At 63.8% G+C, this 16,567-nt stretch carries 19 protein-coding genes; 7 read left to right on the top strand and 12 right to left on the bottom strand.

Going from position 1 to position 16,567, the window contains the following annotated elements; all coding sequences use genetic code 11:
- Positions 1-26 precede the first annotated feature (26 nt).
- Positions 27-665: a DNA oxidative demethylase AlkB gene (alkB, locus tag ABXS05_RS06540; protein ID WP_311944353.1), complete on the top strand. Its 639-nt coding sequence runs from the start codon at positions 27-29 to the stop codon at positions 663-665.
- Positions 666-689: 24 nt separating this feature from the next.
- On the opposite strand, the gene ABXS05_RS06535 is transcribed toward alkB, so the two are convergent.
- Positions 690-1,616 (bottom strand): LysR family transcriptional regulator, encoded by a 927-nt coding sequence (locus ABXS05_RS06535; RefSeq protein ID WP_367623318.1) that lies wholly within the window; start codon positions 1,614-1,616, stop codon positions 690-692.
- A 105-nt stretch (positions 1,617-1,721) separates the two neighbouring features.
- On the opposite strand from ABXS05_RS06535, the gene ABXS05_RS06530 reads away from it, so the two are divergent.
- Complete coding sequence (locus ABXS05_RS06530) at positions 1,722-2,462, top strand: SDR family oxidoreductase (RefSeq protein ID WP_367623317.1); 741 nt, start codon at positions 1,722-1,724, stop codon at positions 2,460-2,462.
- Between the two features lie 68 nt (positions 2,463-2,530).
- Here the strand turns inward: ABXS05_RS06530 and ABXS05_RS06525 are convergent, their stop codons facing one another.
- The 3 genes from ABXS05_RS06525 to ABXS05_RS06515 form a co-directional block, all read right to left on the bottom strand.
- The gene (locus ABXS05_RS06525; RefSeq protein ID WP_311944348.1) at positions 2,531-3,787 is read right to left on the bottom strand and encodes an RNA polymerase sigma factor; all 1,257 of its coding nucleotides are present in this window, start codon (positions 3,785-3,787) and stop codon (positions 2,531-2,533) included.
- On the bottom strand, positions 3,784-4,173 hold the full coding sequence (locus tag ABXS05_RS06520) for a YciI family protein (RefSeq protein WP_367623316.1): 390 nt from the start codon (positions 4,171-4,173) through the stop codon (positions 3,784-3,786). Before ABXS05_RS06520 ends, ABXS05_RS06525 begins: the two co-directional genes overlap by 4 nt.
- 163 nt (positions 4,174-4,336) lie before the next feature.
- Positions 4,337-5,323 carry a LysR family transcriptional regulator gene (locus tag ABXS05_RS06515; protein ID WP_367623315.1) on the bottom strand — a complete coding sequence of 329 codons (987 nt, stop codon included), beginning with the start codon at positions 5,321-5,323 and terminating at the stop codon, positions 4,337-4,339.
- 191 nt (positions 5,324-5,514) lie between these two features.
- On the opposite strand from ABXS05_RS06515, the gene ABXS05_RS06510 reads away from it, so the two are divergent.
- Complete coding sequence (locus ABXS05_RS06510; RefSeq protein WP_367623314.1) at positions 5,515-6,102, top strand: L,D-transpeptidase; 588 nt, start codon at positions 5,515-5,517, stop codon at positions 6,100-6,102.
- Positions 6,103-6,241: 139 nt separating this feature from the next.
- Here the strand turns inward: ABXS05_RS06510 and ABXS05_RS06505 are convergent, their stop codons facing one another.
- Complete coding sequence (locus tag ABXS05_RS06505; protein ID WP_367623313.1) at positions 6,242-6,898, bottom strand: TetR/AcrR family transcriptional regulator; 657 nt, start codon at positions 6,896-6,898, stop codon at positions 6,242-6,244.
- An 84-nt stretch (positions 6,899-6,982) separates the two neighbouring features.
- On the bottom strand, positions 6,983-7,495 hold the full coding sequence (locus ABXS05_RS06500; RefSeq protein WP_367623312.1) for a DUF1176 domain-containing protein: 513 nt from the start codon (positions 7,493-7,495) through the stop codon (positions 6,983-6,985).
- Between the two features lie 30 nt (positions 7,496-7,525).
- On the opposite strand from ABXS05_RS06500, the gene ABXS05_RS06495 reads away from it, so the two are divergent.
- Together ABXS05_RS06495 and ABXS05_RS06490 are read left to right on the top strand one after the other, a co-directional pair.
- Positions 7,526-7,768: a hypothetical protein gene (locus ABXS05_RS06495; protein ID WP_367623311.1), complete on the top strand. Its 243-nt coding sequence runs from the start codon at positions 7,526-7,528 to the stop codon at positions 7,766-7,768.
- 135 nt (positions 7,769-7,903) lie between these two features.
- The gene (locus ABXS05_RS06490; protein ID WP_367623310.1) at positions 7,904-8,254 is read left to right on the top strand and encodes a hypothetical protein; all 351 of its coding nucleotides are present in this window, start codon (positions 7,904-7,906) and stop codon (positions 8,252-8,254) included.
- 83 nt (positions 8,255-8,337) lie between these two features.
- Here the strand turns inward: ABXS05_RS06490 and ABXS05_RS06485 are convergent, their stop codons facing one another.
- The 5 genes from ABXS05_RS06485 to ABXS05_RS06465 are packed head-to-tail and all read right to left on the bottom strand — an operon-like array spanning position 8,338 to position 13,417.
- Positions 8,338-9,450, bottom strand: coding sequence for an ABC transporter ATP-binding protein (locus ABXS05_RS06485; RefSeq protein ID WP_367623309.1), 1,113 nt, complete (start codon positions 9,448-9,450; stop codon positions 8,338-8,340).
- Between the two features lie 42 nt (positions 9,451-9,492).
- Entirely contained in the window at positions 9,493-10,317 is an 825-nt protein-coding gene (locus tag ABXS05_RS06480) for a sugar phosphate isomerase/epimerase family protein (protein WP_367623308.1), read from the bottom strand.
- 4 nt (positions 10,318-10,321) lie between these two features.
- Positions 10,322-11,155 carry a carbohydrate ABC transporter permease gene (locus ABXS05_RS06475; RefSeq protein ID WP_311942003.1) on the bottom strand — a complete coding sequence of 278 codons (834 nt, stop codon included), beginning with the start codon at positions 11,153-11,155 and terminating at the stop codon, positions 10,322-10,324.
- A complete protein-coding gene (locus ABXS05_RS06470) occupies positions 11,152-12,075 on the bottom strand; it encodes a carbohydrate ABC transporter permease (protein ID WP_311942001.1) in 924 nt (307 codons plus the stop codon). Before ABXS05_RS06470 ends, ABXS05_RS06475 begins: the two co-directional genes overlap by 4 nt.
- A 4-nt stretch (positions 12,076-12,079) precedes the next feature.
- Positions 12,080-13,417 (bottom strand): ABC transporter substrate-binding protein, encoded by a 1,338-nt coding sequence (locus ABXS05_RS06465; protein ID WP_367623307.1) that lies wholly within the window; start codon positions 13,415-13,417, stop codon positions 12,080-12,082.
- A 194-nt stretch (positions 13,418-13,611) separates the two neighbouring features.
- Here ABXS05_RS06465 and ABXS05_RS06460 point away from each other — a divergent pair, with 194 nt between their 5' ends.
- Positions 13,612-14,751, top strand: coding sequence for a Gfo/Idh/MocA family protein (locus ABXS05_RS06460; RefSeq protein ID WP_367623306.1), 1,140 nt, complete (start codon positions 13,612-13,614; stop codon positions 14,749-14,751).
- Positions 14,752-14,766: 15 nt separating this feature from the next.
- On the opposite strand, the gene ABXS05_RS06455 is transcribed toward ABXS05_RS06460, so the two are convergent.
- On the bottom strand, positions 14,767-15,516 hold the full coding sequence (locus tag ABXS05_RS06455) for an SDR family oxidoreductase (RefSeq protein ID WP_367623305.1): 750 nt from the start codon (positions 15,514-15,516) through the stop codon (positions 14,767-14,769).
- A gap of 111 nt (positions 15,517-15,627) precedes the next feature.
- Between ABXS05_RS06455 and ABXS05_RS06450 the strand changes: the two genes are divergently transcribed.
- Complete coding sequence (locus ABXS05_RS06450) at positions 15,628-16,548, top strand: LysR family transcriptional regulator (protein WP_367623304.1); 921 nt, start codon at positions 15,628-15,630, stop codon at positions 16,546-16,548.
- The last annotated feature ends 19 nt before the right edge of the window (positions 16,549-16,567 follow it).

The raw sequence follows: 16,567 nt of genomic DNA, 5'->3' as shown, positions 1-16,567 counted from the left end.
CCCAGATTATGGGCCAGAACAGGCAGATGATGGATCTGTTCAGCTTCGACCAGCCCAGTCGCCTCGACATTGCCGAGGGCGCCGTGCTGCTCGTCGGTCGTGCCCTCGTCGGCGAGGAAGCCCTGCTTGCCGCTCTCGATACCGTGGTGGCCGGCGCTCCTTTCCGCCATATGGTTACGCCTGGCGGTTTCACCATGTCGGTGGCCATGACCAATTGCGGTCGGGCCGGCTGGGTAACCGACAGGCGTGGCTATCGCTACACGGCGGAAGACCCCGAGACGGGCCAGCCCTGGCCGGAGATGCCAGGAGCCTTTGCAGCCCTCGCGCGCGAAGCGGCGACCGAGGCGGGATTTCCCGGCTTCGAGCCGGATGCCTGCCTGATCAACCGCTATGAGCCCGGCGCCAAGATGTCGTTGCATCAGGACAAGGACGAGCGTGATTTCAGCAAGCCCATCGTCTCGGTCTCGCTCGGCCTGCCCGCCATTTTTCAGTTCGGCGGTCTGTCGCGCAGCGACAGACCGAGCAAGGTGCCGCTCCAGCATGGCGACGTGATGGTATGGGGTGGCCCTTCGCGCCTGGCCTATCACGGCATCTTGCCGTTGAAGGAGGGGCAGCATCCTCGCCTCGGTCGCAATCGTATCAATCTGACCTTCCGCAAGACCTGACGGACGACGATTGGCTTGTCCGTGTCACGCCGGGCCCGGTGATCGGGAAATCACTCCGTCATCGGCCCAGTCGGCGAAGCTCTTGGCCACCCAGTCGATGAAGACGCGAACCCGCGGCGAGAGCTGGCGGCTCTGCGGATAGAGCAGGGAGACGGGCGTTGGCGTCGGCGGATGCGCCGGCAATATTTCGATCAGTCGGCCGTCGGCGAAATAGGGCAGGAGATGGTAGCGCGGCACCTGAATGAGCCCCAGCCCGGCCAATGCGCCTCCGAACAGGGCCTCCGATCCCGTGACCGTCAGCGCGGTGGGCAGGCTGACATGGCGCAGGGCGCCGTCCACCTGAAATTCGAGCGGCATGACGCTGCCCGTCGCCGAAGAAACGAAGCCGACCATGCGGTGGCCTTCGAGGTCGCCCGGTGTTGTCGGCATGCCATGGCGCGCGAGATAGGCCGGGCTTGCGCAGGTCGCCTCGGCGAGCAAGGCGACCCGGCGGGCTACCATCGAACTGTCCTGGAGATCGCCGGCCCGGATCACGCAATCGATGCCTTCGCGCACGAGATCGACCAGGCGGTCCCCCTCGCCGATATGAAGCTGCAGGCCCGGATAGCGTTCCAGGAAATCGGTGAGGCCCGGCAGCAGGAAATGCCGGGCGAGCGTGCCATGCACGTCGATGCGCAGCAATCCGCGGGGCTTGGTGTCACCAAAGGCCGCTTCGGCGTCCTCGATGTCGGCCAGGATGGCAAGGCAGCGATGATAGTAGGCCTCGCCGTCCAGCGTCGGGCTGACGACGCGGGTGGTACGCTGGAGCAGGCGGACGCCAAGGCGCGCCTCCAAGTGGCGGATTGCTTCGGTCACGGTGGAGCGGGGCAGACCCAGATCTTGTGCCGCCTGGGTGAAGCTGCGGCGCTCGACGATGCGGGTGAAGAGCCGGATGGCGTCGAAACGGTCCATTGTTCGTAACGCCCGAATAGTCATGTCAATTCTTGCATGATTATCCGAAGTGACAGAAGGAGGATAGTGCTCTCCAGTGATCAACCTCACCTCAAGGAGAGAAAAATGACCGTGAATGGCAGCAAAGTCGCCCTCGTCACCGGCGCCTCGCGCGGCATCGGCGCCGCCATCGCCCGGCGCCTGGCGCATGACGGCTTCTCGGTCGTCGTCAACTATGCCGGCAATACCGAGCGCGCCGAGGCCCTGGTGCGGGAGATCGAGAGTGCAGGAGGGCGCGCGCTGGCCTTGCAGGCCGACGTGAGCGATCCCGCGGCCGTGGCCGCGATGTTCGAGGCGGTGCAGGCGGAATTTGGCGGCGTGGACGTCCTGGTCAACAATGCCGGCATCATCGCCCTGTCCCCGCTCGCCGAGACGGACGATGACGGTTTCGATCGGCTGGTGGCCGTCAATCTCAAGGGCAGCTTCAACACCATGCGCGAGGCGGCGCGGCGGTTGCGCGCGGGCGGGCGCGTCATCAACTTCTCGTCGAGCGTCGTTGGCCTGCGCCAGCCGAGCTACGGCATCTATGCCGCGACCAAGGCCGGCATCGAGGCCTTGACCAGCGTGCTGGCCAAGGAACTGCGTGGTCGCGCGATCACGGTCAACGCCATCGCACCGGGCCCGACGGCAACCGATCTCTTCCTCACCGGCAAATCGGCCGAATTGATCGAGCATTATACCCGCATGGCGCCACTCGAGCGGCTCGGCACGCGGGAGGACATCGCCGCTGCGGTCGCCTTCCTGGCCAGCCCGGACGGCGGCTGGATCAACGGGCAGACCCTGAGGGCCAATGGCGGACTGATCTGAGGCGGCAACTGTGGAGGCGAGGCGCCTTTGAGGGCGACTGTTTTCGCGTTCCAGTCGCTCCTATGGCGTCACCCCCGCACAGCATTGTCCTTCATCAGCCTGTCCAGATGCTGGCGGATATGGTTGGCCTCGGCCGCCGTGGAAGCGAGAGCAATGGCCTGGTCGAAGGCTTGATGCGCCTCCTTGCTCCGGCCAAGTTTCAGCAGCAGGCCGCCCTTGAGGCCGTGGAAATAGAAATAGCCGGACAGACGGGCTTCCAGGGGCTCGATCATGGCGAGCGCGGCTTCGGGGCCCTGCGTCTTCGAAACGGCCACGGCCCGATTGAGCGTGACCACGGGCGAGGGCTGGATCTCTTCCAGCAGCGCATAGAGGAAATCGATCTGGCGCCAATTGGTATCCTCGGGCGTCGCTGCCCTGGCGTGCACCGCGGCGAGGGCGGCCTGGAGCTGATAGCTGCCGGGGCTGCCATGGCGGGTGGCCTTGTCGATCAGGGCGAGGCCTTCGGCTATCATCTGGCTGTTCCACAAGCGCCGGTCCTGGTCCTCCAGGAGCACGATCTGGCGCTCCGCGTCGAAACGGGCCGGCGAACGGGCATGCTGGAGCAGCATCAGAGCGGCCAGCCCCATGATCTCGGGTTCGGTCTGGAACAGGCGCAGCAGCAGGCGGGCGAGGCGAATGGCCTCGTCGCAGAGCTGGGCTCGGCTGCCGTCGTCCTCGGCGCCCGCCGAATAGCCTTCGTTGAAGATCAGATAGATCATGGCGGCCACGGCACCGAGCCGTTCCGAACGCTCCACCGCGCCCGGTGCCTCGAAGGGCACGTCGGCGCTGGCGATACGCGCCTTGGCCCGGGTGATGCGCTGTTCCATCGCCGCTTCCCCGACCAGGAAGGCGCGGGCGATCTGCCTGACGCTGAGCCCGCAAACGATGCGCAGGGCAAGGGCGATCTGCTGGGTGCCGGGAAGATCCGGATGGCAGCAGATGAAGAGCAGGCGCAGGATGTCGTCGCGATAGTGCTGGCCGTCTAGGCGTTCGGCGAGCTCGGTTTCCGCATCGCCGAGATCGGAAATCTGGTCCTCGTCCGGCAGGGCTTCCTGCTTCTTCTCGCGGCGTTTGGCGTCGATGCCGGAATTGCGGCCGGCAAAGATCAGCCAGGCGGTGGGATCGCGCGGCGGACCGTTTTTCGGCCAGCTCTTCAGCGCGCGCAGGCAGGCTTCCTGATAGGCTTCCTCAGCGGTATCGAGGTCACGGAAATAGCGCAGAAGCGCTCCCATGGCCTGCGGGCGGGCGGAGGCGAGCGCGCTGTTGATCCAGGCCGCATCCGTCATGTTGCGTGCGCCTTCTGTCCGAGCACCCCGGGCTGGAAGATCGAAAGCGGACGGATCTCGTAGGAGCCGATGCTGGGATTGGCCTTGGCGAGATCGCGGGCGATATCGAGCGCTTCCTCGAGATTTTCGCAGTCGACCACATAGAAGCCGAGCAATTGTTCCTTGGTCTCGGCGAAGGGACCGTCGATCACCAGGGGATCGCTGCCGGTCTTGCGCAGGGTGGTGGCGGCGGTGGTCGGCAGCAGCCGCACCACCGGGCCAAGCTTGCCCGCCGCGGCGACCTTTTCATGGACCTTCTGCAGGCGAGCCATCACGGCGTCGTCCTCTTCCTTGGTCCAGGCACCGACGACGTCTTCGTAATTGTAGCAAAGGATCGTGTATCGCATTGTCTGCTTCCTCTTGAGCCAAGGACGAACGAACCAAGAGGTACCCGACATGAGGGGGCGGAACAATTCATGTTCTTTTGGCGCCTGCGGTCCGAGAGCTGCTGCGCAAACACACCGATGACAATCAAGTCGTATCTAGCAAGTCGTATCTAGCAAGTCGTATCTAGATTGTCGTCTCTATGCCGCAGGGAGCCGGGATCGTATCGCCGGGATCGGGAGAGAGCCGGAATGCATCGTTTTCTGTCGAGTCGATGCCGTCGATCTTGCGCAGCGCTGCAATGGTGAAGTCGGTGAAGGCACGCACCACCGGGCGCATATAGCGAACCGAGGGGAAGGCCAGGAAGGCTTCCGTCGGACGGACGACGTACTCGGGCAGGATTCGGACCAAGCGTCCTTCGGCAAGCTCGCGATTCACCAGCAATTGCTGGACCGGCCCCGCCGCGTGCCCTTGCAGGAGCGTGGCGCTGATGACTTCGGCGTCATTGGTTCTGAGGATGGGTTGGGCGGGCAGGTCGAGTGTTTCGCCGCTGCGATGCTGCAATGCCAGAGTGTCGCGTGGAGAAAGCAGCCTGGCACTGCTGACGATGTCGATTTCCGATAGTCGCTCTGGCGTGTCGATCGGCCCGAACCGGGCGAGGAAGTTCGGTGCCGCCACCAGGATACGCCGGATCAAGCCGAGACGGCGGATGATGAGTTCCTGGCCGGCAGGACGTCCATACCTCACCGCCAGGTCGAAGTTCTCATAGACAAGGTCGATATCACGGTTCTCCAGGATGAGATCGACCGTAACGGCGGGATGGCGTTGCTGGAATGCCATGACGATTGGATGCAGGTGCCTGACGCCGATGCAGGAGGGCGCATGCAGCCGGAGCGGGCCTTCGATGGTCCCCATGTCATGCCGGACGCCTTCCAGAGCCGCGTCGATGGTGGCGAGAGCGCCTCGGCTCGCTTCATAAAGGGCCTGTCCCTGTGGTGTCGGGCGTACGATGCGTGAGGACCGTTCCAACAGCCTGGCGCCGACATGCCGTTCGAGATTGCGCAGATGTTTGGTGACGGCGGGCTGGGAGACGGCAAGATCACGCGCTGCCGCCGTTACCGAAGCACGCTCGACGGTACGGACGAAAGCGCGCAGGGCGATTGCGATGTCCATTCATGCCTCATGGTTATGATTGCCATAGCATCATAACATATGGACGTCGAAGTCGTCATCGGGCTCAATCGCCTCAGTGCCGTGTCAGTGGCGTTGCGGAAGGCGTGATGATGATAAGCAGGCGTAGTTTTGTGATTGGTTTGCCTTTCTTGGCAGCTGGATGTGCGCAGGACCGCAAACCCGAGCTCAGCATGCCGGAGGTGGCGGTCGACCCGGAACAAGCCCTGCTCTACGGAGCGATCGAGTCCGAACCCTTTGCCGTGCCTGCCGTGGATCTGCGACGCGTGAAGCCGCAATATCTGCGCCGGGAGGTTGCCTATCCGACTCAGGAGCAACCCGGCACGATCGTGGTCGATCCGGCCGAGCGTCATGCCTATCTCGTGCTGGAGGGTGGTAGAGCCCTGCGCTACGGCGTCGGTGTCGGCAAGGAGGAGGCATTCAATTTCCAAGGCCGTGCAACCATCGCCCGCAAGGCCACATGGCCACGTTGGACGCCGACGGCCAACATGATCCGGCGCCAGCCCGAACGCTATGCCAAATATGCCGCCGGCTTGCCGGGCGGATCCGGCAATCCTCTCGGCCCGCGTGCGCTCTATCTGTACAAGGACGGGCGCGACACCCTGTACCGGCTTCACGGCACCATCGAGCCCTGGACGATCGGCACCATGGTGTCGTCGGGCTGCGTGCGCCTGCTCAATCAGGACATCATCGACCTTCATCGGCGCGTGCCGGTCGGGACAGCCGTGGTCGTGCTTCCGTCCGGTGCCTCAACGGCTTAGGACTATGGTTGCGTTTTTCATTCGAAAGGAATTTGGAGTGTCGGCCTCACAGCTACATCATTTGATGGAGCTGTGAGGCCGACACTCCGCACATCCTGCACTTCCTAATACAAACGCAACTGTCGTGTTAGAGCTCGCCTCAAAATCCCAGGCTGAGCTGCTGGGGCTTGTCGGTCTTCTTGCCCGGCTTGTCGTCGACCAGGGGCTTGAGCATCTGAGCCAGCCGCTTGGCCAGCGCCGATGGATCGGCCTCGGCGAGGGAGGAATTGGCGATCACGTCGCGCATCAGGGCGACGCCGGCGATCAGGGCGAGGAACAGGGCGGCGCGTTCCGGCTGGTCCTTGCCGGGCAGGCCGGCGGCAAGCGGGCGTTCGAGTTGCGCCGCGACGGTTTCGCGCAGGATTTCGGCGGCCCTGGGGTTGGAGGCCGAGTGCAGCATCAGCCGGAAGGGATCGACGCCGGTGCTCTCGCCGGGAGATCTGGCCACCATCGCCTGCGCCACCCGGTCGGCAAGGGAGGCGGCGTCGCCTTCGAACAAGCTGGCATCGGCGCAGGCGATCTTGGCCGCCTCGGCGAACATTTCTTCCTTCGAACCGAAATAGCGATTGACCAGGATGGCGGTGACGCCGGCTTCTCCCGCGATTTCGCGCAGGCCGACGCCGTCATAACCCGCGCGCGAAAAGGCGATCAGGGCCGATTGCAGAATGGCCTCGCGCGTTGCCGCGGCATTGCGTGGGCGCTTGGCCTTGGGCGCGGGGCTCGATTGGGAGGGATGGAGTGCTTTCTTCCTGGCCATGCCCGCGCCTGCAATGATTTCGGGGCCGCAGGAGTATACGTGCGTAGAGGCAGGCGCAAGGCTCCCCCTCCTGCGATCCACCGTTCATATTGCAGGCTTGGCGGGAGGGGAGGTCCGCACCAGCCGATCGTCCATGTAGAGCCAGGCGGCAACGGCGCCGGCCAGCGAGACATTCACCGCGAGGCTGCCGTCCGCTGCCTGCAATTGCAGGGAATGGTATTGCCGCAGGGTCTGGGGCAGAGATGACCTTGCATCGAGGACGAGAGTAGCCTCGGCCAGCCCCCCTTCTTCTTCGGGAGCCGAGAAGGTGATCGGGTCTGCGAGGGCCCCGACGGGCTTGCCATCCGCCAGAAGGACATGAGGCCGGCCGGCAAGGGCACCGGTCGGATCGGTCACCGCGAAGCGAACCTCCATTGGTGCCGAGACGTGGCGGCGGATGCTGACATAGCCTTTCGCATCCGGGTCGCCTGCGGCCAGGCCGGTGGCCTGGCACTGGTGGTTTGCGTCGCAGCTTACCTGCCAGTCCTTGAAGGTCTCGGCCGTGGCCGAACCGGCGAGCAAGACGGTCGTGACGAAGGCGATTGAAAGGCGGCGCATGAGAGCTTTTCCGGATGTGTTGGCACTCTCGTGATCATGCCGGTCAAGGTCGGCGTCCGGGAACGGCAAGGTCCGGTCATTGTTGGCCTTTTTGAGCGCGGACCCGGCGGTGATGTACGGGTTTTTCCGTTGCAAGGCGACGACTCAAGACGGCAGAATTTCATGCGCGCCTGCCGGCCCGGAAAATGCCCATATGACGGATTTATGCAACTCTGCCCGAATTATGACTTGTTTGCTCAATTTTTACGCGATGAAATCCAGGTAAATGAATAAAATTTAAAAGATGAATCGATTTCTATACCTAGGTTATGACGCGAATGCGCGCTATAGTTTTTGCACTGCCTTGACGGAACCATATGTGCCTCGTCGCGTTCAATCGAGCGGGGCCAGAAACGATAGGGTGGAGCCATGAAAGAAAGCCGTGCCGCCGTCTTCTCGGTCGAGGAACTGGAATTCCTGCGCACGCAGGCCGATGACTATGGCTGGTATGTATGGACGGAAGAGACCCGTCCGATAATCGAAGGCCTTTGTGCCCGCCGGCTGATGGCGGCCAATGGTGATTTCAAGGTGGTGCCCAAGGATGGACAGCACCGGGCCAATCTCGAGGGGCATGCGCCTCGGGCGGCGGATGCGATGCTGCGCTACTACGAATTGATCGGCGCCGGGCGCATAGCCTTCCATATGGTGCAGCACCCACGCCCCGCCATGACAGGGGCGCCGCTTACCGAATTGCGTGGCAGCCACGCTCTGCATGGCTGAGCGATAGGACAGGACGCAGGGAGAGGAAGCGGACGTTTTGTACTGTCCGCCGTGGCTTTTTGCGCCTTTGCGGTCCGGGTCTTTCAGGCGGCATTTGCGGCCAGGTGCGGCAGGGCCGTGCCATCCGGCCCGAAGACGTGGGCTGAGTCGCGATCGATCCGCAAATTGACCTCGCTATGGGCTCTTACAGGGTTCTTGCCGTCGGTCTGCACCACCAATGTCTGCCCATCCGCGATGGCCGTATGAAACACGGTCAGCCCGCCCAGATGCTCGACGATGCTGGTCGTGCCGGCGATGGCATCGCCTGCGTCGTCGGCTCCGTTCAGGAGCGTGATGTGTTCGGGCCGAATGCCGAAAGTGACATCGGAACCGACTTTCAGGCCACCGGCTGAGACGGGCAGAGTGACGCGTTTGCCTCCCGGCAGGGATAGGCTCAAGCCCCTCGCGTCGATTTCGACGATCCGGGCCGGCAGCGTGTTCATGCGCGGCGAGCCGATGAAGCCGGCCACGAACAGGTTGCGAGGATGGTTGTAGAGCTCGAGCGGTGCTCCGATCTGCTCGATCCGGCCGCCATTGAGCACCACGATCTTGTCCGCCATCGTCATGGCCTCGACCTGGTCGTGGGTGACGTAGATCATCGTCGCCTGGAGCTGTTCGTGCAGGCGCATCAGCTCGATGCGCATCTGCACGCGCAGGGCGGCGTCGAGATTGGAGAGCGGCTCATCGAACAGGAAGACCTTGGGATTGCGCACGATCGCGCGGCCGATGGCGACACGCTGGCGCTGGCCGCCGGAAAGTTCCTTGGGACGACGCTGGAGTAGAGGCCCGAGTTGGAGGGTTTCGGCGGCCGCCTGCACCTTGGCCGCGCGTTCGGCCTTCGGCACACCCTCGATGCGCAGCGCAAAGCCCATATTGTCGGCAATGGTCATGTGCGGATAGAGCGCATAGCTCTGGAACACCATGGCGAGACCGCGCTTGGCCGGCGCCACATCGTTGGAAAGCCGCCCGTCGATGAGGAGGTCGCCGCCGGTGATCTTTTCCAGCCCCGCGATCATGCGCAGCAGGGTCGACTTGCCGCAGCCGGAGGGGCCGACGAAGACCACGAATTCGCGGTCCTCGACCTCGAGGTCGACGCCCTTGATGACCTCGACGGCGCCATAGGATTTGCGCAATCCCTTGAGATTGACGGTGGCCATCTCGGCGTTCTCCTTTACGGGTTCGTGCTGCCGGTGCGCAGTTCAGATGCCGGCGAGGCGCAGTGTTTCGCGATTGGCCCTGACGGCGGCGGCGGGGTCTGCGGCGGCGACGTCGGATTCTTCCTCGAGCACCAGCCAACCGTTGAAGTTCGGCCCGGCGGCCACGATGTCGACCACGCTCCTGAGGTCGCAGACGCCCTGTCCCAGCATGCGCCAATGGCCCTCGGCATCGACATCCTTCAGATGCAGATAGCGGATGCGATCCTGGTAGGTGCGCAGCGTGTCGAGGATATCCTGGCCCCCGCGCAGGATATGGCCGGTGTCGGGCACCCAGCCGACCAGGGCCGGGTCCAGAAGGGCCATGATGCGGTCATAGTCGGCCCGTGAGCTCAGGAGCGTGTCGTGATGCGAGCTCGGATGCACGGCGACATCGACGCCGACGATACGGCCGAGTTCGCCGGCACCATTATAGAAACGCCCAGCGACAGCGAATTTGTCGTCGAGGGGGCCGGGGCTCATGATCGTGGCGCTGCCCAGCGACAGGATGGCGCCCGGGAAATGTGCGGTGAAGCGCAAGGCGCGGTCGACCATGGCGAGGTCGGTCTCGACGGCGCCGGCTTCAGTGAAGCCGGAACTGCTGCCGCAGGCAAAGGCGACCAGCGTCAGGCCATGGTCTGCCAATGCCCTGGCAAAGTCCTGCGGGCGGTCGGCATAGGGCGGGATCATGGTGTCGGTGATCTCGATGCCGGCATAGCCTGCCGCTGCGATGGCGGCGAGCAGGTCGTCGGCATTACCGGTCCAGGCCTTGCCGAGCATTTCCCAGGTGAAGGTCTGGCAGCCGGCCCTCAGCTTGGCGGTTTCATTCATGATGTCATTCCTTGACGGCGCCTTGAGTCAGGCCCTCGATGATGTGGCGCTGGAAGAACAGCACCAGGGCGATCAGCGGCACCGTCACCACCACCGAGGCGGCGGCCACGTCGCCCCAGGGCACGTAATAGAGGTTGGTGAAATTCGCGATACCGACCGGGATCGTCTGGTGCTCGATGGTCGAGGTGAAGGCGAGGGCGAACATGAATTCGTTCCAGGCCGCGATGAAGGCGAGCAGGCCGGTGGTGACGAGGCCCGGCAGGGACATCGGCAGGATGATGCGGACGAACAGGCCGATGACCCCGACGCCGTCCATGCGTGCGGCTTCGTCGATCTCGCGCGGCAGCGTGTCGAAATAACCGAACAGCACCCAGGTCACCAGCGGCAGCCCGAGCGCCAGATAAACGATGACGAGGCCGCTATAGGTGTCGAGGAAGCCGTAATTGGAGGCGGTGAGGTAGAGCGGGCCGACGATGGCGATCTGCGGGAACATCGAGACCGACAGCACCACCCCGAGGATGCCGAAGCGCCCCTTGATCTCCAGGCGAGACAGCGAGAAGGCGGCCAGTGCCCCGATGGCCAGGCAGAACAAGGTGGTGAGCCCGGCAACGATCACCGAATTCAGCACATAGAGCTGGAATTTCTTGACGAAGAAGACATTGGCATAGTGTTCGAGCGTCGCTGGCGAGGGCCAGAAGCTCGGCACCGGATCGGTCAGCGCCTTGTCGAGCTGCAGCGAGGTGGAGAACTGCCACAGGAACGGGCCAGCCGACCAGACGAGAAGCAGGGCTGCGCCGGTGTAGACGATGACGAGGCGCAGGATCTCGCGGGCCGTCATCCCTGCCTCCTGAGCTGCGCCACGATGAAGATGCCGAAGCCGATGGCGATCAGCGTCTCGGTGATGAACATCGCAGTGGAGAGCGCCGAGCCATAGCCGAACTGCAGGGTGGAGAAGAGCACCTTGTAGCTCAGGGTCGACAGGGTCTCGGTGGAGTCGGCCGGGCCGCCGCCGGTGAGGACATAGACGAGGTCGAAGATGCGGAAGGCATCGAGGGCCCGGAACATGCCGGCGATCAGCAAGGTCGGCAGCAGCAGGGGCAGACGCACATGCCAGAAGATACGCCAGGCCGAGGCGCCGTCCATCTTGGCGGCCTCGGTCAACGAGCGCGGCACCGTCTGCAGTCCCGCCAGCAGCAGCAAGGCCATGAAAGGCGTGGTCTTCCAGACGTCGGCGATGATGATGGTGTCGAGGGCATGGTCGACCGAGCCGTACCAGTTGATGTTGCCGTCGATCAGCCCGACGGATTTGAGGAGGTAGTTGATCAGCCCGTGCTGCCCATCGAACAGCCAGCCGAACATCTTGGAGGTGACCACGGTGGGCATGGCCCAGGGCACCAGCATGGCGGCACGCACCAGCGAGCGGCCGACGAAGGGTTCGTAGAGCAGGAGGGCCATGGCGAGGCCGAGCACGGTTTCGAGCGCCGTCGACACCGCCGTGAACAGCACCGTATGTCCCCAGGCGTTCCAGAAGGCGTCGTCGCCCAGCAGCGTGCGATAATTGGCCAGGCCGACGAAGGCGTCCTCCTGGGTGACCAGGGAGGTATTGGTCAGCGACAGCCAGACCCCGTTGACGATGGGATAGACCGAGACCGAGCCGAGCGAGATCAGCAGCGGCAGGATCAGCAGCCAGGGCGCCAGGTCCAGGGACCGCAGGCCAGCCCCGAGGGGAGGACTGGCCGCGGAGGCTTCAACGCTCATTGCGTCATCCCGCGACGATCGAATTGATCTTGGTGCTGGCGGCCTCCAACTCGGCCTTGATATTGCCGCTGACCAGCGCCTTCGACACGCCGGACTGGATGGCGAGGGTGACCTGCGCATATTTCGGGGTGACCGGGCGTGGCGTCGCGCCGGTGAACACCGATTTGAGCTGCTTCATGAAGGGCTGTTCCTTGCCGAGCTGGGCATCCTCGAACACCTCGGCGCGGGTGGGCGCGATGCCGAGCTGCAGGGCGAACTGGAGCTGGGTGGCGGGCGAGGACATCCAGGTCAGGAATTCGATGGCCGCTTCCCGGTTCTTGGTGTTGGCATTGACGCCATATTGATAGCCGCCGAGGCAGGCGGCGCTCTTGCCGCCTGCGAAATGGGGCAGGGGAACCACGCCGACCTTGTCGACCACCGAGGACGCGGCCTTGTCCTGCGCGATGGCATAGACATAGGACCAGTTGCGCAGGAAAGGTGCGCGGCCGGCCGTGAAGGGCTGGCGCGAGGGTTCCTCGTCCCAGCTCAGCACATCGGAGGGGCTGATCTTCGTCTTGTTGATGGTGTCGTAGAGGAATTGTACGGCTGCCACCGCCTTGTCGTCGCTGAGTGCCGACGACTTGCCGTCGGGGGCGAGGATCGAGCCTCCATTGGAGGCAATGGCTTCCACGAGATCGCAGACCAGCACTTCGGCCTGCTTGCCCTGCCAGAGATAGCCGAAATCGGCCTTGCCCGACTTCTGAATCTCCTGCGCGGCCGCAGCGAGTTCGTCCCAGGTCTCCGGCGGCTTGGCGCCGATCCCTTCCAGGAGATCCTTGCGATAGAACAGCATGCCTGAATCGACATACCAGGGCAAAGCGGTGAGCTTGTTGTTGTAGGTACAGGCCGCCACCAGGCCAGGGAAGAACTGGCTCTGCACCGAGGCGTTGAAATATTCGTCGAGCGGCAAGGCCCAGCCGGCGCCCGCGAATTCGGCGATCCAGACCACGTCCTGGGTAAAGACGTCGGGCGTGCCGGTGCGGCGCGCGAGCTGCTGCACCAGCGCCGTGTGCACTTCGGTGGAGGAACTGGGCGGTGGCAGCTCGACATAGGTGACGTGGATCTTGCCCTGCGACTGGTTATAGGCGTCCACCACCTGCGCCATGGTCTGCTTGCCGAAGAATTTGGCGCTGGCGAAGGTGATTTCCGTGCGGTCGGCGGCACGGGCCCGCTTGGGCAGGCCGAGTGCCAGGGCACCCGCGGCGAGGCCCGCTCCCTGCAGGAAGGTGCGCCGGCTCGGCGCCACCGATCCGGATTGCGAAGCCCCGGCAGCCGGGGTCGAGCGTGACTGAACGTCCGACATCACAAGTCCTCCCTTTGTTAGGTGAATGACCACCCTGATTTTGAGGGCATGCTTGGCCTGGGCCCGCGTACTGTCAAGGACAAATTGTCATTTTCGTTCAAAAAATTTCATTCAAACACAAAGCTTCTCGTGTTTACTTTCTAAATTAATGCAAAAATGAGCAACCAAGCTGGAATGGATGGCGGAGGAGACGCATGGGTAAACTCGGCATCGGTGTGATCGGATGCGGCAATATCTCGATGACCTATCTGCGCAACGCCGCGCTTTTCCCAGGCGTCGAATTGAAGGCCTGTGCCGATATCTCAGCGGAATCCGCTAAGATCAGAGCCGAGGAATACGGCATTCGAGCTCTCGGCGTGGAAGAACTTCTTGTGGACGACGAAGTCGACCTCATTCTCAACCTGACGATTCCGGCCGTCCATTTCGAAGTGTCGATGGCGGCCCTTGCCGCGGGCAAGCATGTCTTCACCGAAAAGCCGCTTGCCGTTACGGCTGCAGAGGGTCGGAGGCTGGTCGAAGAGGCTCGCCGGCGCAATCTGGCGATCGGTTCCGCCCCCGATACCTTTCTCGGTGCGGCAGGACGAACGGCTCGCCGTTTGATGGCGGAAGGGGCGATCGGCCACCCGACCACGGGCACCGCCTTCATGATGACCCGCGGCATGGAGCATTGGCACCCCAATCCGCAATTCTACTACCAGCCCGGCGGTGGCCCGGTCCTCGACATGGGCCCTTACTACCTGACCATGCTGGTCAATCTGCTGGGACCGGCCCGCCAGGTTGCGGCGATGGCCACGACCGGGCAGGCGGAGCGGCTGATCACGGCGCCCGGGCCGAACCAGGGCACGAGCTTCGCCGTCGGCACGCCCACCACCCTGATGGCCCTGGTCGAGTTCGCCGGCGGCGCCATCGTCAATGTCGGCATGAGTTGGGATGTCTTCCGCCATTCCAACCAGCCGATCGAGCTGCATGGCAGCGAAGGCTCGCTCAGCCTGCCCGACCCGGATACCTTCGGCGGTTCTCTCGCCCTCAGCCGTAGGGGCGAGCCCTGGCAGTCCATCGATACGGCCGGCATGACCTATGGCAGCCTGAACTGGCCCTATGCCGCACCCGATCGCGCGAACTACCGGATGATCGGCGTGGCTGATCTGGCCCGCAGCCTCAGGGAAGGGCGGCGGCCTCGGGCTTCCGGCGACCTTGCGCTGCATGTGCTCGAGATCATGGAAGGCATCCTCGAAGCGGCGCGCACCGGAAGGCCGGTCCCCATCGAAGGCGAGGGCGTCCAGCCCCAAGCCTTGTCGGAAGAAGAGGCGGCGAGCCTCGGCCGGGAAGAATAGGGCCGCCGCCGCTGGTCAGAGCGTACCCATGCCGCCATCGATCATGAGTTCGCTGCCGACCGTATAAGCCGCTTCGTCGGAGGCCAGGAACACCACGGCCTTGGCGATTTCGCTGGCCTCGCCGAAGCGACCGGCGGGAACCAGGCCCTTGATGCTGTCGGCGACGTTCTTCAGATCCTGCTCGGCAAAGCCGAGCTTGCCATAGAGCGGCGTGGCGATCGGGCCGGGGCTGACGGCGTTCAGGCGAATGCCGCGCCCGATCAACTCGCCCGACAGGGTGCGGATCAGCGACTGCAGCGCAGCTTTCGACGCGGCGTAGACGCTGGAATTCGGCATGCCGATATGGGCGTTGACCGAGGTGTTGAGCACGATCGAAGCCGGATTGGCCAGGATCGGCAGCAGCGCCTGGATCAGGAAATAAGGGCCCTTCACATTGATGTCGAAGACCTTGTCGAAGGCGGCCTCGCTCCAGTCCGCCAACGGCTTGAGCTGGGCGATGCCGGCATTGACGAAGAGGATGTCGAGACCGCCAAAGGCCTCGGCGATGGTCTCGGCGAGCCTTTTCTGGCCGGCGACGTCGGCTGCATCCGACTGGATGACCAGGACATTTTCGCCCAGTTCCTTGCGGGCCGCCTGCAGCGTTTGGGGATTGGTGCCGGTCACCGCGATGCGGGCGCCTTCCGCCAGGAATTGGCGGGCGGTTTCCAGGCCTATGCCGGTGGTGCCGCCGGTGATGAGTGCACGCTTGCCCGAAAGTCTGTTCATGATTGCCGTTCCTCGTTCATGGGAGACGCTTTGGATGGGGCGAATATGGCGCAATCGTCATGTTCGGAGTATCCTGCAGATATTGGTTCTATCTTCCGGGATTTCCGAACAATGAAACTGGACGGGATCGCAAGTTTCGTTGCGGTCGCCGAGGCCGGATCGATCAGCGAGGCAGCACGCAGCCTGCGCCTGTCGAAATCGGTTGTGAGCGAGCGGCTGGGTGACCTGGAGCGGAGTGTCGGTACGATATTGCTTCATCGTACCACACGGCGATTGTCGGTGACGGAAGATGGAGCCGCTTTTCTGGAACGCGCCAGGCGGATCCTGCGCGAGGTGGAAGAGGCGGCTGCGGATCTGGCCGAGCGGCGGGGCACCCTGGCCGGCCCGATGCGGATTGGTGCGCCGATCACCTTCGGGCGCCTTCATCTCGGCCCCGCCTTGTTTCCGTTCCTGGCGGCGCATCCCCAGGTCGAGCTCATCCTCGATCTTGACGATCGCCGCGTCGACGTCTCCTCCGGTGCTTATGACGGCGTCATCCGGCACGGTACCATCGCGGATACGCGGCTGATGGTCTGGCGTCTCGCGCCGAGCCAGCGTCTGCTGGTGGCGTCGGCGGAATATCTGGATCGCGAGGGGATGCCGCGTTCCATCGGCGAGCTCGATCGTCACAAAGGGCTGTTCTATTCGAACCGCGGGGCTGCCGATTGGCGTTTCCTCGGGCCTGATGGCGTCGAAATCGTGCGGGCCAAGGTCGCCTTGCGTGTCAACAATGGCGATGTGATCCGTGACGCTGCGCTTGCCGGCCTCGGCATCGGGCTGCTGCCCACTTTCATCGTCGGACCCGAGATCCGCGCCGGAAGGCTGAAAGTCATCGACATCGGTGTCCGGCCCGAGCCGGAATTCATCTTCCTTGCCCATCCCGAAGGACGGCGGCCTTCCGTCAAGCTGCGGACGCTGGCTGAGCATCTGAAACGCAGTTTCGGCGATCCGCCTTATTGGGAGGAGGGGATGTCCAATACGACCTCCGCTTGATAGAAGTGACGCGTCGTCA

It is taken from the genome of Labrys neptuniae (assembly GCF_040797145.1).
GTDB classification, from domain to species: Bacteria; Pseudomonadota; Alphaproteobacteria; order Rhizobiales; family Labraceae; genus Labrys; species Labrys neptuniae.
This window is presented reverse-complemented; position numbering and strand designations above follow the sequence as displayed.

Coding starts and splice junctions, on each gene's coding strand:
- alkB (WP_311944353.1), top strand. CDS start 27: ATGATGGATCTGTTCAGCTTCGACCAGCCCAGTCGCCTCGACATTGCC.
- ABXS05_RS06535 (WP_367623318.1), bottom strand. CDS start 1,616: ATGGACCGTTTCGACGCCATCCGGCTCTTCACCCGCATCGTCGAGCGC.
- ABXS05_RS06530 (WP_367623317.1), top strand. CDS start 1,722: ATGACCGTGAATGGCAGCAAAGTCGCCCTCGTCACCGGCGCCTCGCGC.
- ABXS05_RS06525 (WP_311944348.1), bottom strand. CDS start 3,787: ATGACGGATGCGGCCTGGATCAACAGCGCGCTCGCCTCCGCCCGCCCG.
- ABXS05_RS06520 (WP_367623316.1), bottom strand. CDS start 4,173: ATGCGATACACGATCCTTTGCTACAATTACGAAGACGTCGTCGGTGCC.
- ABXS05_RS06515 (WP_367623315.1), bottom strand. CDS start 5,323: ATGGACATCGCAATCGCCCTGCGCGCTTTCGTCCGTACCGTCGAGCGT.
- ABXS05_RS06510 (WP_367623314.1), top strand. CDS start 5,515: ATGCCGGAGGTGGCGGTCGACCCGGAACAAGCCCTGCTCTACGGAGCG.
- ABXS05_RS06505 (WP_367623313.1), bottom strand. CDS start 6,898: ATGGCCAGGAAGAAAGCACTCCATCCCTCCCAATCGAGCCCCGCGCCC.
- ABXS05_RS06500 (WP_367623312.1), bottom strand. CDS start 7,495: ATGCGCCGCCTTTCAATCGCCTTCGTCACGACCGTCTTGCTCGCCGGT.
- ABXS05_RS06490 (WP_367623310.1), top strand. CDS start 7,904: ATGAAAGAAAGCCGTGCCGCCGTCTTCTCGGTCGAGGAACTGGAATTC.
- ABXS05_RS06485 (WP_367623309.1), bottom strand. CDS start 9,450: ATGGCCACCGTCAATCTCAAGGGATTGCGCAAATCCTATGGCGCCGTC.
- ABXS05_RS06480 (WP_367623308.1), bottom strand. CDS start 10,317: ATGAATGAAACCGCCAAGCTGAGGGCCGGCTGCCAGACCTTCACCTGG.
- ABXS05_RS06475 (WP_311942003.1), bottom strand. CDS start 11,155: ATGACGGCCCGCGAGATCCTGCGCCTCGTCATCGTCTACACCGGCGCA.
- ABXS05_RS06470 (WP_311942001.1), bottom strand. CDS start 12,075: ATGAGCGTTGAAGCCTCCGCGGCCAGTCCTCCCCTCGGGGCTGGCCTG.
- ABXS05_RS06465 (WP_367623307.1), bottom strand. CDS start 13,417: ATGTCGGACGTTCAGTCACGCTCGACCCCGGCTGCCGGGGCTTCGCAA.
- ABXS05_RS06460 (WP_367623306.1), top strand. CDS start 13,612: ATGGGTAAACTCGGCATCGGTGTGATCGGATGCGGCAATATCTCGATG.
- ABXS05_RS06455 (WP_367623305.1), bottom strand. CDS start 15,516: ATGAACAGACTTTCGGGCAAGCGTGCACTCATCACCGGCGGCACCACC.
- ABXS05_RS06450 (WP_367623304.1), top strand. CDS start 15,628: ATGAAACTGGACGGGATCGCAAGTTTCGTTGCGGTCGCCGAGGCCGGA.